Here is a 13,230-nt window from a genome sequence, read left to right as displayed (position 1 = left end):
TGACAAGCCCCGAGTCCATGCCCAGAGTCCCGATCCGCATTTCGACGGCCAGTACTGCCGTACTGGCCAGCCTGCTGCTGGCCGCCTGTGCCACTCAGCCACCGGCGCCGGTCGAGGACCGCAGCGTGGCCGAGCAGGTGCGAGCACCTGCGGCCGAGGAAGCCAGCGGCCTGCAGGTCTATCCATTGCAGAATCCGGCCGTGGCCGAGTTGGCCGATGCGGCCGGGCAGGCAGAAGATGCCGGTGATCTGGACCGTGCCGTGATCCTGCTAGAGCGGGCGCTTCGGATCGAGCCGCGCGACCCGGAGCTGTTGCAGTACATGGCCGAGGTCCAACTTGAGCGCGGTGCCTGGGAGCAGGCCGACAGCTACGCCTCACGTTCGTTCGATGTCGGTCCCCGTGTCGGCGAGCTGTGTCAGCGCAACTGGCGCACCATGGCCCTGGCCCGTGAACGCATGGAGCGCCAGGATGCCGCTCGCCAGGCCCGCGAGCGCCTGGCCCGGTGTCAGGTTGAGGTGCCGGAACGCTTCTGACATGTCCGGGGAGGCGGAGTCCGCGGGATTGGCCCTGGCCGACGTCTTTGCCGAAGACGGTCCGCTGGCCAACGCGCTTGCGGCCTATCGTCCGCGTGCGGGTCAGTTTGAGCTGGCTGCCGCCATTGATGAATGCCTGGGCTCGGGAACCGACCTGGTAGCCGAGGCGGCCACGGGCACCGGCAAGACCCTGGCCTACCTGGTGCCGGTGCTGTTGCGCGGCGAGCGCACGATCATTTCTACCGGCACGCTCAACCTCCAGGATCAGCTCTATGCACGCGACCTGCCGTTGGCTTTGCGCGCGCTGGGTCTGGAGCGCAAAGTAGCGTTGCTGAAAGGGCGTTCCAATTACCTGTGCCTGCACCGGCTCGACAAGCACGGCAACGACCCGGAGGTGGCCGAGGGTGCGGTCGGCGAGGAATTGCAGATGGTCAGGCGCTGGGCGCGGCACACGGTGTCCGGCGAGATTTCCGAACTCGATGACATTCCCACCCGGTCGCCGGTCTGGCCGTTGGTGACTTCGACCCAGGACAACTGCCTGGGGGGCGAATGCGAGCAGCTGGCCGACTGTCACCTGTTGCGTGCCCGGCGTCAGGCCCAGGAAGCCGATATCGTGGTCGTCAACCATCACCTGCTGTTTGCCGACATGGCCTTGAAGCAGACCGGTTTCGGCGAGGTGCTGCCGGGAGCCGGTGCGGTGGTGATCGACGAGGCGCACCAGGTGCCGGAAACGGCCATGCGATTCTTTTCTCGCGGAGTGAGCGCCTGGCAGCTGCGGGAACTGGGCGCTGACACGCTGCGTGCCGCCGGCCAGGCCAGTGGTGCGTTGAAGCTGCTGATGGCACCGGTGCAGAACCTGCGAACGGCGCTGGACCAGGCGGTCAGCGAATGCCTGACATTGCCCCAGCGCGGCGAATTCAGTGCACTGACGGCCTGTCTACCGCACTTTGCGTCATTGCGACGGGCCCTGCAGGCCCTGGTTGCCGCCCTGGAACCCCTGGCCGAGCAGAGTCGCGATCTGGGCAATGCGGCTCAGCGTGCCGCCGTGCTGGAAGAGGGGCTGGGTGATTTCCTGGCCGGTCGCGAGGGCTATGTGCGCTGGTTTGCCAATCGTCGTGGACGTTTCGCGCTCAACCTCACCCCGCTGGATGTGGCCGGACCGCTGAGGCAGCTTCGCGAGCGTGTGCCGGCGACCTGGATCATGACCTCGGCGACACTGGCCGTGGCCGGGCGCTTCGATCACTTCACCCGGCGGCTGGGGCTGGACGACGCCCGTGAGCGGGTAATCGAGAGCCCCTTCGACTACCCGGAACAGACCCGACTCTGGCTGCCCGAGGGACTGCCCGATCCCGGCAGTCGAGATCATGTCGATCAGTTGTTGTCGCAGGTGCTGCCAGTGCTGCGGGCTGCCGGGGGGCGGGCGTTTCTGCTGTTTACCTCGCATCGCGCGTTGCGCCGGGCCGCCGACTGGTTGCGAGCGCACAGCGATTTTCAACTGCTGGTTCAGGAGGATGCTCCGCGGCCGGTGCTGCTGCGCCGATTCCGGGAATCGCCCGGCAGTCTCCTGCTGGGCGCCGCCAGTTTCTGGGAAGGCGTGGATGTGCCCGGTCGCGAACTCAGCGTGGTGGTGATTGACAAGCTGCCGTTCGCCGCGCCTGACGACCCGGTGCTGGAAGCCACGCTCAAGGCCGTGCGTGAATCCGGCGGCAACCCCTTTGCCGAAGTGCAGTTGCCCCAGGCCGTTCTGGCCCTGAAGCAGGGTGCCGGACGGCTGATCCGGCAGGCCGATGATTTTGGGGTGCTGGTACTGGGCGACCCACGCCTGGTCACCCGCCCGTATGGCAAACTGTTCCTGCGCAGCCTGCCCCCCATGACCCCAGTGCAAAGTGGCGCCGAAGCGGCGCGTTTCATCAAGGATCGATTGTCGACATGAACCTTCTGGCCGTGGAAAGCGCAACCGACTACTGTTCGGTGGCCTTGCAGATCAGCGACGAGGTGAACAGTCGCCAGGCGCATGCGCCGCGGCGTCATGCCGAACTTCTACTGCCCTGGGTGCGGGACCTGCTGGCCGACGCCGGCCTGAGTCATGCCGATCTGGACGGGCTGGTCGTATCCAGGGGGCCGGGCGGTTTCACCAGCCTGCGCATCGGCATGGGTGTGGTGCAGGGACTGGCCCTTGCCCATGGTCTGCCGATCTACCCGGTCTCGACCCTGTCTGCCACGGCCAGGGCGGCCGATCCCGATCTGTCGGCGGAGTTCATCGCCGTGTTGCTTGATGCCCGCATGAAGGAGGTCTACTCCGCGTTCTACCAGCGCGTCGACGGCCGGCATGAGCGCATCGGGCCCGAGCAGGTGGGCCCGCCGGCCCGGCTGACCGCTCCGCACGACGGCCCCTGGCTGGCCGCTGGTTCCGGTCTGGCTGTCTATCCCGACGAGGTGGAGCGGGCGCTGGGTACGCAGCTTGGTACGCGGTTGCCGGAGGTCTGGCCGGATGCCCGGGCACTGCTCCATCTGGCCGCTGGCGTCACACCCGTGCCGGCCTGGTCGCTGGAGCCGGTTTACGTGCGTGATCGGGTGACTGGTTAGTTATTGGTCAATGAGGCGGTCGCTCTGCCGCCGATCCGAGCAGGGTTTCAAGCAGTGCGCGGCCGTCGCCGGATCCCTGCCCGGTTCGGAAGGCGTTGACCAGTTCCTGGCAGCGGCGGCTGTCGCAATCGATCAACGCTTTCTTGACCGGTGCAACCTGTGCCGGTGGCAGACTGAAGTGTTCGACGCCGAGTCCCAGCAGCAGCCGGGCCGTTGCCGGCTCGCCGGCCAGTTCGCCGCACACGATGACCTCCCGGTCATGCTGCCTGCCGGCCTCCACGATGCGGGCAATCAACTCCAGGATACCCGGGTGGGTCGGGTCATAGATGTGACTGACCAGCTCGTCCTGGCGGTCGATGGCCAGCACGTACTGGATCAGGTCGTTGCTGCCGATCGACAGAAAGTCCAGTTCCGGGGCCATGCGATGGATGTCCAGCGCGGCAGCCGGTGTTTCGATCATACCGCCAACGGACAATGCCGGGTCGGTACTGACGCCCTCGGCGCGTAGTTGCTCCCGGCACTCGGCGATCAACTGGCGCGCCTGGTGGATCTCGTCGATGCAGGTGAGCATGGGCAGCAGAATCCGGACCGGGCCGAGGGTGGAGGCGCGCAGAATGGCTCGCAGCTGTTGCCGGAAAGCATCGAGCATGGACAGCGACAGTCGCAGTCCACGCAGGCCCAGGGCCGGGTTGGGGCCGCGCGTGAGTTCGACCGCGGCGGGCAGCTTGTCACCGCCGGCATCGAGCGTACGAATGGTCACGCTGGCCCCTTGCATGGCCTGTACGGCCTCGCCATAAGTCCTGAACTGGGTTTCTTCGTCGGGCCAGTGGTCGCCCAGGAACATGTATTCGGTGCGCATCAGACCGATACCCGAAACCTGCGCGTGCAGACAGCGTTCGAATTCGGCCGGCAGTTCGGCATTGCCGTAAAGTGTGAAGGCTCGGCGGTCGGCGGTATAAGACGGGCGCTTGAGAAACCTTCTGAGGTCGCGCCGGTGCCGGGTGCTGGCTTCGAGCTTCTCTGCATAGTGCCGCCGCTGGTTGTCATCAACTTCCAGCAGCACGGCACCGTAGTGTCCGTCGATGATGACCGGCTCGTTCTCGTTCATCAGTTCCAGGGCATGGTGAACGCCGACCACCATGGGGATCTCGAGACTGCGCGCCAGGATGGCCGAATGGGAGTAGGGCGCGCCGTGCTCGGTAATCAGCCCGGCCACGCGCCGCTGACTGAGGACTGTGAGATCGGCCGGACTCAGTTCGGATGCCACCAGGATAGTGTCGTCGAGCTGATGGGGTATGCGGGTGCCCAGCAAGGTGGCAGGCTGATCGGCCAGCTCACGCTGGATCAGCCCGACAGCCTGTTCAAGGTCTTCTCGCCTGAGCGCCAGGTACTCATCGTCGAGTCGGCGAAATGCCTCCTGCAGCTCCTCGCTCTGCTGCGCCAGCGCCCATTCGGCGTTGATGCGTTGTTCGCGAATCCGCTCGCAGGCGGCTTCGATAAGCATCGGGTCGTGAAGGATCTGGCGGTGGGCTTCGAGCACTTCGCGGGCAGTTTCGCCACCGCCCTCGATGGCGCGGTCCATGATGTCGCGCAGAAATCGCTCTCCACGGCCGGCTGCCTGCTGGACGCGCTCGATCTCGGCGTTCACGGCGCGCCTGTCTTCGAGATGATACTCCGGCAGTGTCAGTTCACCGGGAGTCAGTCGATGAACGCGCCCGATGGCGATGCCACTGGTGACACCGATCCCGGTCAGGGCCAGACTCACTGTCCCTCTCCGAAGCGGTCTTCAACCAGTTGCCGTATCGCCTCGGCTGCCTCCTCCGCCTCTTCGCCGCTGGTTTCGAGAATCAGTTCACTGCCGCAGGGCGCAGCCAACAGCAACACCCCCATGATCGAGCGGGCATTGACGCGCCGGTCCTGATGCTCCAGCCAGGCTTCGCAGTCAAAGCGTGCGGCCGTCTGTACCAGCTTGCTGGCGGCGCGGGCATGGAGCCCCAGCTTGTTGGTCAAACGCAGTGGTGTGCGTGTCACGATCTGATGACCCCCTTGCGTCCACCCTCGCAGGCATGAGCAGCCAGCGCCCCGGCGGGTTCATCAAGCAGGTTGAGCACCTTGAGCAGCATCGGCAGATTCAGTCCAGACACCACGGGAATGCCGAGTTCTGCGGCAGCCTGGGTGGCCAGGTTGTGCGGTGTGGCGCCCGGCAGGTCGGTCAGCACCAGGGCTCCTTCGGCATCGGCCGAGGCCGACAGCACCAGGCGCAGTTCGTCGAGCGTGGTGTCCGGGTCGGCACGATAACTGATGGCAACGGTCGTCATGCCGAATGACTGGCCGAGAATGTGTTCGGCTTCGTGTCTCAGGGCTTCGCCCAGGCCGTTGTGAGTGACCAGTACCAGCCCCGTCATTGCTCCAGCTCCCGATGGCTGACCAGGACCTGGAGCCCTCCCTCGCGCAATGCCTGGCCCAATCGTTCCACGAGATAGACCGAACGGTGCTGGCCGCCGGTGCAGCCAATGGCAATGGTGACCAGGCTTCGCTGGTCTTCGGCCAGTGCCGGCAGCCAGCGCTCGATGAACGCCCGGATGTCTCCGAAAAAGTCCTCGACGATGTCGTGTTGCTCCAGGTAGGCCTGAACGTTGGCTTCCAGCCCGGTGTGCGCACGCAAACCCGGTTGCCAGTGCGGGTTTGGCAGGCAGCGCGCGTCGAACACCATGTCAACGTCGCGTGGCACACCGCGCTTGAAGGCGAAGGACTCCAGGACCACCGACTGAACCTGTACGTTTCGGGTCACGCCGATGGTGCGCCAGATTTGTCGCCGAAGCTGGTGCAGATTGCTCTCCGAGGTGTCGATGATCCAGTCGGCTTTCTTGCGAATCGGCTCGAGTAGTTCCTGCTCGGCCTCTATGGCGGTTTCCAGGCCACCCAGTTCGCCGAGCGGATGACGGCGTCGGGTTTCGCTGTAGCGGCGAATCAGCACCTTTCTGTCGGTATCGAGGTAGAGCAGTCGAAAGCCGGCATCGCCGGGCAGGTCCTCCAGCAGGGCGGGTAGTCGTTCCAGTCCTTCAGGGCCGCTGCGAGCGTCGATTCCGATGGCCACCCGCGGATACCGTTCAGGCTGGCTGCGGACCTCGCGGGCCAGCTCGGGCAGCAGGCGGCCGGGCAGGTTGTCGACGCAGTAATACCCCAGGTCTTCCAGGGCATGCAGGGCCACGGTCTTGCCGCTCCCGGACAGGCCACTGACGATGATCAGGGACAAGGCATCGTTCATGTCTGGTCAGACAGCAGGCGACCGTGGCGTTCAACGAACTCGGCTGCCGCATCGAAACCCTTCATGCGCAGCATGAAATCGCGCACGGCCGCCTCGGTAATCACTGCCATGTTGCGACCGGCCAGTACCGGCAGGTTGATCTGCGGAATCTTGAGATCCAGGACTTCACGCTGGCTGTCGTCGCCGTGCAGGCGGTCGCCTTCTTCGTCGCCCGGTTCGGGCAGGTGAAGATGGATGATCAGGCGCAGGTACTTCTTGGCCTTGAGCGCGGCGTCGCCAAACATTCTGCGGATATTGAGGATGCCCAGGCCACGAACTTCCAGGCATTCGCGCAGCACCGGCGGGCACGAGCCTTCGATGATGTCAGGCGTCAACTGGGTGAACTCCGGCGCATCGTCGGCAATCAGGCGATGGCCGCGCGAAATCAACTCCAGCGCCAGTTCGCTCTTTCCGGTACCCGCCTCTCCTGTGATGAGCACGCCAATGGTGAACACTTCCATGAACACGCCGTGCAGGGTTGTGCGCTGAGCCAGCCGGCGAGATATCTGGTATTCAAGAAACTCGATCAGCTCCCAGTCGCGTTGCGGCGTTCTCATGAGCGGGGTGTTGCTTTCCCGCGCCAGTTGTTCAAGGTCGTCGGCTACTTCGAGCCCGTTGGCGACGATAATGGCGGCCGGGCGGGCGTCCATCACCTTGGCCAACGATTCCCAGCGGATGCGGGAGTCCAGGCCTTCCAGCCAGTCGTATTCCTCGCGACCGATGACCTGAATGCGGGTGGAATGGATCAGGTTGAGAAAGCCGACCAGCGAGGGGCGGGTCTTGAAACCGGTTGGCTTGATTTCACGGTGGCGGGCCTGGCCCCTGCCGCAGACCCACTCAAGCCCGAGTCGTTCGGCAAAGCGTTCATGCAGCTCGGCCGGAGTGACGCTGGCAGTCATCGCGAGGCGGGATCGGTCGGGTCGGTGGCCAACAGTCGGAGCAACTGGTCGGGGTCGGGGGCATCGCGTATGGCACGACGCTGGGCCTCGCTGCCCAGGCGCTCGGCGATGTCGGCCAGCAGGCGCAGGTGCACGTCGGTGCAGCGGTCTGGCACGGCCAGGGCGAAGAACAGGTCGACGGTTTCGGCGTCGGGGGCATCGAAGTCGATGGGCGTTTGCAGCCGGATGACGGCACCGGCAACAGTCTGCTGTCCGGCGACCCGGCCATGGGGGATGGCCACGCCATGGCCAAGACCGGTGGAGCCGAGCCGCTCGCGCTGACACAGGCTGTCGAATATGTCGCGCGCATCCGCGCTCTCGGGCGCGGCCGCAAGCAGCGCGGCCGCCTTCTCGAGCAAGGACTTCTTGCTAGCTACGGAGATGTCGACTGCGATTCGGTCGACGTCAATGACATCGCACAGTTGCATGGTTGCCTGCCAGGCGTGTGGGGTCAGTCCGCCTTTTCCGGACGGGACGCGCGGTGATCGGTGACCTTGTCCTTGTGGCGTCGGACCTGGCGGTCCAGCTTGTCGATCAGTGCATCGATGGCGGCGTACATGTCTTCGGCAACGGCATCGGCATGCAACGGATTCGTGCGTCCACCAACGCTGACGGTGCCCTCGGCGAAGTGTTCCAGCTTTTCCAGGCGCAGCACGAAATGCGCGGAAATCAGGTTGTCGAAATGGCGGACAAGCCGATCAGTCTTCTCGGTCACGTAGGCTCTCAGGGCCTGGGTCACTTCGATGTTCTGACCGGAGATTTCGATTTGCATGAAGCTGCTCCTTCGTCGGTGTAGTGCCAATCTTATACCAGGGTTTGATCGCCCGTCAGGCTGATTGCAACCGAGCAGCGCGTCGTCGCTGGGCCGAGCCGGGAATACCGAGCTGTTCCCGGTACTTGGCCACCGTTCGGCGGGCCAGGAGAATATCCTGTTCGGCCAGTTGATCGGCCAGCGCCTGGTCGGAAAACGGGCACCCGGGTGTTTCTTCGCCAATCAGTCGTCGCAGGCGTGCCTTGACGGCCGTGGCCGCCACCTGCTTGCCGTTGCGCGTATCGATGCCGACCGAGAAGAAATGCTTGAGTTCAAATGTGCCGCGCGGTGTGTGGGCGTATTTCTGGCTGGTCGCGCGCGAGACGGTGGATTCGTGAACGCCGATGGTTTCGGCCACTTCACGCTGCAGCAGCGGGCGCATGCCGGTTTCTCCCTCGCCGAAAAAATGATGCTGGCGTTCCACGATCGCCCGGGTCACCGCCAGCAGGGTCTGATTGCGCATCTCCAGCCCGCTGATCAGCCAGCGCGCCTCCTGCAGACGATCTTTCAGGTACTGTCGATCTTCGCCGCGAGTCTGACGGGCCAGGTTGACATAGGTGTCGTTGAGCCGCAGGCCGGGGTCATTGTCGGGGTTGAGGGTCACTCGCCAGCCATCTTCGGCCGGATGGATGTAGACGTCCGGAACGATGTAGTTTTCGTTATCGCTGGAAAAGCGTGAACACGGATGGGGGTCGGTACGCCGGATGACCTCGATGGCCGCCCGTATGCTGTCTGCATCCGAACCGGTATGGCGCTTGAGTGCTTCGATGTCCTGGCGACCGAGGGCGTCGAAATGGTGGGCCACAATATGGGTAGCCAGACCCAGGTGAGGTGTGGCCGAGGGCATGGCCCTGAGTTGCACCAGCAGGCATTCGTCGATGGAGCGGCTGGCCACGCCGACCGGCTCGAAATGCTGAATGCGCTCGAGTACCGCGAAAATCTCGTCTTCGCCGACCAGGTACTCCGGTGCCAGCGAGCCACGCAGGGTGGCGATGTCGTCGCCCAGGTAGCCGTCTTCGTCAAGCGCATAGATGATGGCCCGTGCGATGGCCTCATCGGTTTCACTGAAACCCGACAGGTTGACCTGCCAGAGCAGGTGCTGTTGCAGCGATTCGTCGGCGCGATCGCTGATGAACTCGTCGTAGTTCGGGACCTCGCCGGCCACCGAGAATCCCTCGGGCAGGTCGTCGAAGCCGTAGTCATCGCCATAATCGAGTTCGCTGTCCTGCTCGCTTTCGCTGGCTGATTCGGATTCGGCGCCGGCGTCCTCGGCCCGTTCGAGCAGTGGATTGGTATCGAGCATCTCGCGGATATGCTGGCGCAGCTCGATCCGGTTGAGCTGCAGCAGGGCAATGGCCTGGCGCAGCTGCGGAGCGAGCTTGAGCTTCTGGCCGAGTTTGAGCTGGAGACGCGCACCTTGTTTCATGCCGCCGATTCTATGTCAGATGCAAGTTTCGGGCCAGTGGGGGACGGTGAAAGGAAAAAGGAAAAGGGTTCAGGGTTCAGGGTTCAGGGTGAATGGGCGCACTGACTACGTAGTGCTGGACCAACCACAGACCACAGACCACAGACCACAGACCTCAGAGCCTGAACTCCTTGCCCAGGTAGACGTTGCGGACATTTTCATCGGCCATGACGTCGGCGGGGGCGCCGGCGGTGAGGACCTTGCCCTGGCTGATGATGTAGGCACGGTCGCAGATGCCGAGTGTTTCGCGCACGTTGTGGTCGGTGATCAGGATGCCGATGTCGCGGGCAGCCAGTTGCTGCACGATGCGCTGGATCTCGCCCACGGAGATCGGGTCGACGCCGGCAAACGGTTCGTCGAGCAGTATGAACGAGGGATTGGCTGCCAGTGCGCGGGCGATTTCAACCCGGCGCCGTTCGCCGCCAGACAGGCTGATGCCGGGCTGGTCGGCAAGGTGAGAGACGTGGAACTCCTCCAACAGTTTTTCGAGCTCGGCCCGGCGACCCTGACGGTCCAGGTCGTCACGCAGTTCGAGAATGGCAAGAATGTTGTCGGCCACGCTCAGGCGTCGAAAGATGGAGGCTTCCTGCGGCAGGTATCCCAGTCCCCGGCGGGCACGCTGGTGCATGCTGGCGCGGGTGAGGTCGCGATCATGGATGCGAATGCTGCCGTTGTCCGGAGGAATGAGGCCGACGACCATGTAGAAACAGGTGGTCTTGCCGGCCCCGTTGGGTCCCAGCAGCCCGACGACCTCGCCGGTATCGACATGCAGGGTCACGCCGTCGACGACAGCTCTGCCCCGAAAGGACTTGGACAGTTGTTCGGCAATCAGCATGGCGCTCAGTCCGGTGGGCCGGAGGTGGAGGCTTCCTCCACCAGCTCAGGGTCGATGATCATGTGGATGCCACCTTCGCCTTCGGTGGCCTGCGTACGCAGGTCGTAGACCAGCCGCTGCCCGGAGAACGAACCACGCGGCTCGCGGACCTGCGCGTTGCCGGCCATGATGACCTGCTGCCGGACCAGGTCGTGAATCAGACGATCGGACTGACCGTCCACACGTTGCCCGTCGGCGGTGGTGACGGTCCAGCTGGCCGGGCTGCCATCCAGTTCGACGCGTTCGTAGCGTTCCCCGGCCTGTATCGCCTGGCCGCGGTCGGCGCGGACCACCAGGTCGCCACGCTCCATGCGCACATCACCGGTCAGCACGATGCGGTTGTCGGGCACACTAAAGAGGATGCGAGTGGCCTGGCCGCGAACTTCTTCGCCTTCTTCATCCAGTGCGCGCCAGGTGGCCGGGGCGCCTTCGAGCTCGAAGCGCTCGTAGCGGCGTTCGTCTCCCTGGTAGGCATAGCCTTCGTCAGCGCGCACAACGACCTCTCCGCGCTGGATGCGGATGTCCCCGCTCAGGCGCATGGCGCCCCGGTTGCCGTCGAAGTCACCGCTTTCGGCGCGGATGTCGATGGAGGGTTCGCCGGCGGTCTCAGCCGCCGAAAAGTTCATCGGCATCAGTGTCGCGGCGAGCAGCAGGCTTGAGAGTGCCCTGTACATGGTCGGTTAACTCGATGGTGTTTTCGTCCAGCCGGATGATCAGGCCGCCGGCTCGCAGCCACGAGCCGGCCTGTTGAATCTCGACCGGCGAGTTCGAGGTGATTGTACGCCTGGCGCGATCATGCTGCAGGTTTTCCGCCAGCACCCGGATCTCGCCTTCGGCATGCGGGTGAACCAGTTCGACATTCTGTTCCAGGATCAGTGCCTCGGCTTCGCGCATGATGCGGCCGTACCGGGCCTGCCCGCGCCAGTCGGCCCCGTCGGGCTCGATATGAAAGCGCGGTTCGCTCAGGTAGCCGACCCGGGTGTCGGTCTCGTGTTCCAGGCGGGGGCCGGATATCAGTAGTTCAAGCTGGTCGTTGTCGTCACGAAAGCTGGCGGCAAACTCGCTCAGCGTGTAGTCGAAACGCGTATCGGGAGCGGCAATCTCCGGTGGGGCCGCGCGGTCGATCGGCAGCCAGGCCTGCAGCACGAGTGCGACAAGCAGGGCCAGGCAGCCCGCAATGAGGATGCCGCGGCTCAATTGAATCCGGCGCGCCAGGTGTCGAGCCCGATGTGGGCGTCGAGCAGCAGTTCACAGACTTCCCGCACTGCGCCGTGACCCCCATCCCTGTTGGTCACGAAGTCGGCCCGGGAACGGATCCACTCGTCGGCATCGGCCGGTGCGCACTTGAGCGCGCAATGACGCATGGCCGGCCAGTCCACCAGGTCGTCGCCGGTATAGCAGGTCGCCTCGGGGCCCACGCCTTCGAGTTGCAGCAGCGACTCAAGCGCCCTGTGCTTGTCCTGGTGTCCCTGCATCACGCGCTCTATGCCCAACTCGCGCATGCGCCGGTCCAGTGCCGAGGATACGCGGGCGGTGATCACGGCCACGTTGATGCCATGCGACATCAGGGCTTTCAGGCCCAGGCCGTCGCGAACGTGAAAGGCTTTGCCCTGCTCACCGGAATCGGTGAAATAGAGGCGACCGTCGGTCATGACGCCGTCGATGTCGAACACGGCCAGTTGAATGCCGGCGGCCTTTTCCCTGAGATGTTCGCTGCTCATACCACGCCGGCCTGCAGAAGGTCCTGGAAGTTGAGTGCGCCGACCAGCTTGCCTTCTTCGTTGGTGACCAGCAGGCCCTGAATGCGGTGGGACTGCATCATTTCCACGGCAGCCGCGGCCAGTTCACCGGCGGCAATGGTGCGTGGGTTTGGAGTCATGATCGAGGCCACGGTGTGGTCGCGGATATCGCCAGCCTGTTCCAGGTGGCGCCTCAGGTCGCCATCAGTGACGATGCCGGTCAGCGATTCGTTGTCGATCACGGCACACAAACCGAGGCGCGAACGGGTCATTTGAACGATGGCTTCGGTGATGGTCGACTGACTGTCGATGGTGGGCAGTTCGTCGCCACTGTGCATGATGTCGCTGATTCTCAGCAACAGGCGCCGGCCCAGCGCACCGGCCGGGTGGGAGCGGGCAAAGTCCTCGGCGGTAAAACCGCGGGCATCGAGCAGGGCGATGGCCAGTGCATCGCCCAGTGCGAGCTGGGCCGAAGTCGAAGCCGTCGGCGCCAGGCCCAGCGGGCAGGCCTCGCGGTCGACACTGGTGTCGAGGTGGACGTCGGCGTGACGCGCCAATGAGGCTTCCGGGCTTCCGGTCATGGCAATCAGCCCCACGCCCAGGCGCTTGATGCCGGGAAGCAGTCGCAGCAGTTCCTCGGTTTCGCCGGAGTTGGACAGGGCCAGCACCAGGTCATCGGGACGGATCATGCCCAGATCGCCATGGCTGGCCTCGGCCGGGTGCACGAAGAAGGCCGGTGTTCCGGTGGATGCCAGGGTGGCGGCGAGCTTGTGGCCAATATGGCCGGACTTGCCCATACCAGTGACAATCAAGTGTCCCGGACAGTCGAGGATCATCCGGCAGGCCTGAACAAAATCACCGTTGACCCGCGCCGTCAGGGCGCTGATGGCACGCGCTTCGGTCTCCAGAACTTCGGTGGCCGCATGCCGGATACGCTGAGAATCAACCATGACAACTATTCTACCCGTTTGCAGGCA

At 64.5% G+C, this 13,230-nt stretch carries 16 protein-coding genes; 3 read left to right on the top strand and 13 right to left on the bottom strand.

From position 1 onward, the window contains the following. Positions 1-17: 17 nt before the first annotated feature. Genes IC757_RS12760 through tsaB form a run of 3 tightly spaced genes read left to right on the top strand, consistent with a single transcriptional unit; the run spans position 18 to position 3,119 of the window. Positions 18-533, top strand: coding sequence for a tetratricopeptide repeat protein (locus IC757_RS12760; protein ID WP_190974680.1), 516 nt, complete (start codon positions 18-20; stop codon positions 531-533). Position 534: 1 nt separating this feature from the next. Next, positions 535-2,466, top strand: coding sequence for an ATP-dependent DNA helicase (locus IC757_RS12755; RefSeq protein ID WP_190974679.1), 1,932 nt, complete (start codon positions 535-537; stop codon positions 2,464-2,466). Beyond that, entirely contained in the window at positions 2,463-3,119 is a 657-nt protein-coding gene (tsaB, locus tag IC757_RS12750; RefSeq protein WP_190974678.1) for a tRNA (adenosine(37)-N6)-threonylcarbamoyltransferase complex dimerization subunit type 1 TsaB, read from the top strand. Before IC757_RS12755 ends, tsaB begins: the two co-directional genes overlap by 4 nt. A gap of 7 nt (positions 3,120-3,126) precedes the next feature. Here tsaB and ptsP read toward each other — a convergent pair whose 3' ends face one another. From ptsP to IC757_RS12685, 13 genes are all read right to left on the bottom strand, one after another. Further along, positions 3,127-4,884, bottom strand: coding sequence for a phosphoenolpyruvate--protein phosphotransferase (gene ptsP, locus IC757_RS12745; RefSeq protein ID WP_190974677.1), 1,758 nt, complete (start codon positions 4,882-4,884; stop codon positions 3,127-3,129). Continuing rightward, positions 4,881-5,150, bottom strand: coding sequence for an HPr family phosphocarrier protein (locus IC757_RS12740; protein ID WP_190974676.1), 270 nt, complete (start codon positions 5,148-5,150; stop codon positions 4,881-4,883). The genes ptsP and IC757_RS12740 overlap by 4 nt, the downstream gene beginning before the upstream one ends. Beyond that, complete coding sequence (locus IC757_RS12735) at positions 5,147-5,524, bottom strand: PTS sugar transporter subunit IIA (protein WP_190974675.1); 378 nt, start codon at positions 5,522-5,524, stop codon at positions 5,147-5,149. The genes IC757_RS12740 and IC757_RS12735 overlap by 4 nt, the downstream gene beginning before the upstream one ends. Next, the gene (rapZ, locus tag IC757_RS12730; RefSeq protein WP_223846129.1) at positions 5,521-6,387 is read right to left on the bottom strand and encodes an RNase adapter RapZ; all 867 of its coding nucleotides are present in this window, start codon (positions 6,385-6,387) and stop codon (positions 5,521-5,523) included. Before rapZ ends, IC757_RS12735 begins: the two co-directional genes overlap by 4 nt. Further along, positions 6,384-7,325 carry an HPr(Ser) kinase/phosphatase gene (hprK, locus tag IC757_RS12725; protein WP_190974674.1) on the bottom strand — a complete coding sequence of 314 codons (942 nt, stop codon included), beginning with the start codon at positions 7,323-7,325 and terminating at the stop codon, positions 6,384-6,386. The genes rapZ and hprK overlap by 4 nt, the downstream gene beginning before the upstream one ends. After that, a complete protein-coding gene (locus tag IC757_RS12720; RefSeq protein ID WP_190974673.1) occupies positions 7,322-7,792 on the bottom strand; it encodes a PTS sugar transporter subunit IIA in 471 nt (156 codons plus the stop codon). The genes hprK and IC757_RS12720 overlap by 4 nt, the downstream gene beginning before the upstream one ends. A gap of 23 nt (positions 7,793-7,815) precedes the next feature. Next, the gene (gene hpf, locus IC757_RS12715) at positions 7,816-8,136 is read right to left on the bottom strand and encodes a ribosome hibernation-promoting factor, HPF/YfiA family (RefSeq protein ID WP_190974672.1); all 321 of its coding nucleotides are present in this window, start codon (positions 8,134-8,136) and stop codon (positions 7,816-7,818) included. Between the two features lie 55 nt (positions 8,137-8,191). Next, positions 8,192-9,601 carry an RNA polymerase factor sigma-54 gene (locus tag IC757_RS12710; RefSeq protein ID WP_190974671.1) on the bottom strand — a complete coding sequence of 470 codons (1,410 nt, stop codon included), beginning with the start codon at positions 9,599-9,601 and terminating at the stop codon, positions 8,192-8,194. A gap of 154 nt (positions 9,602-9,755) precedes the next feature. After that, positions 9,756-10,475 (bottom strand): LPS export ABC transporter ATP-binding protein, encoded by a 720-nt coding sequence (gene lptB / locus IC757_RS12705; protein ID WP_190974670.1) that lies wholly within the window; start codon positions 10,473-10,475, stop codon positions 9,756-9,758. Between the two features lie 5 nt (positions 10,476-10,480). Next, entirely contained in the window at positions 10,481-11,188 is a 708-nt protein-coding gene (locus tag IC757_RS12700) for an LptA/OstA family protein (RefSeq protein ID WP_190974669.1), read from the bottom strand. Next, positions 11,121-11,711, bottom strand: coding sequence for an LPS export ABC transporter periplasmic protein LptC (lptC, locus tag IC757_RS12695; RefSeq protein WP_190974668.1), 591 nt, complete (start codon positions 11,709-11,711; stop codon positions 11,121-11,123). Before lptC ends, IC757_RS12700 begins: the two co-directional genes overlap by 68 nt. Then, complete coding sequence (locus tag IC757_RS12690; RefSeq protein WP_190974667.1) at positions 11,708-12,235, bottom strand: KdsC family phosphatase; 528 nt, start codon at positions 12,233-12,235, stop codon at positions 11,708-11,710. The genes lptC and IC757_RS12690 overlap by 4 nt, the downstream gene beginning before the upstream one ends. Beyond that, positions 12,232-13,203 carry an SIS domain-containing protein gene (locus IC757_RS12685; protein ID WP_190974666.1) on the bottom strand — a complete coding sequence of 324 codons (972 nt, stop codon included), beginning with the start codon at positions 13,201-13,203 and terminating at the stop codon, positions 12,232-12,234. The genes IC757_RS12690 and IC757_RS12685 overlap by 4 nt, the downstream gene beginning before the upstream one ends. Between the last annotated feature and the right edge of the window lie 27 nt (positions 13,204-13,230).

It is taken from the genome of Wenzhouxiangella sp. AB-CW3 (genome assembly GCF_014725735.1).
In the GTDB taxonomy this organism is placed as follows: domain Bacteria; phylum Pseudomonadota; class Gammaproteobacteria; order Xanthomonadales; family Wenzhouxiangellaceae; genus Wenzhouxiangella.
Note: the sequence above shows the minus strand (reverse complement) of the source record. Positions and strands in the feature narration are given on the sequence as shown.

Coding starts and splice junctions, on each gene's coding strand:
- IC757_RS12700 (WP_190974669.1), bottom strand. CDS start 11,188: ATGTACAGGGCACTCTCAAGCCTGCTGCTCGCCGCGACACTGATGCCG.
- rapZ (WP_223846129.1), bottom strand. CDS start 6,387: ATGAACGATGCCTTGTCCCTGATCATCGTCAGTGGCCTGTCCGGGAGC.
- hpf (WP_190974672.1), bottom strand. CDS start 8,136: ATGCAAATCGAAATCTCCGGTCAGAACATCGAAGTGACCCAGGCCCTG.
- tsaB (WP_190974678.1), top strand. CDS start 2,463: ATGAACCTTCTGGCCGTGGAAAGCGCAACCGACTACTGTTCGGTGGCC.
- IC757_RS12685 (WP_190974666.1), bottom strand. CDS start 13,203: ATGGTTGATTCTCAGCGTATCCGGCATGCGGCCACCGAAGTTCTGGAG.
- IC757_RS12755 (WP_190974679.1), top strand. CDS start 535: ATGTCCGGGGAGGCGGAGTCCGCGGGATTGGCCCTGGCCGACGTCTTT.
- hprK (WP_190974674.1), bottom strand. CDS start 7,325: ATGACTGCCAGCGTCACTCCGGCCGAGCTGCATGAACGCTTTGCCGAA.
- IC757_RS12690 (WP_190974667.1), bottom strand. CDS start 12,235: ATGAGCAGCGAACATCTCAGGGAAAAGGCCGCCGGCATTCAACTGGCC.
- IC757_RS12710 (WP_190974671.1), bottom strand. CDS start 9,601: ATGAAACAAGGTGCGCGTCTCCAGCTCAAACTCGGCCAGAAGCTCAAG.
- IC757_RS12720 (WP_190974673.1), bottom strand. CDS start 7,792: ATGCAACTGTGCGATGTCATTGACGTCGACCGAATCGCAGTCGACATC.
- IC757_RS12760 (WP_190974680.1), top strand. CDS start 18: ATGCCCAGAGTCCCGATCCGCATTTCGACGGCCAGTACTGCCGTACTG.
- IC757_RS12735 (WP_190974675.1), bottom strand. CDS start 5,524: ATGACGGGGCTGGTACTGGTCACTCACAACGGCCTGGGCGAAGCCCTG.
- lptB (WP_190974670.1), bottom strand. CDS start 10,475: ATGCTGATTGCCGAACAACTGTCCAAGTCCTTTCGGGGCAGAGCTGTC.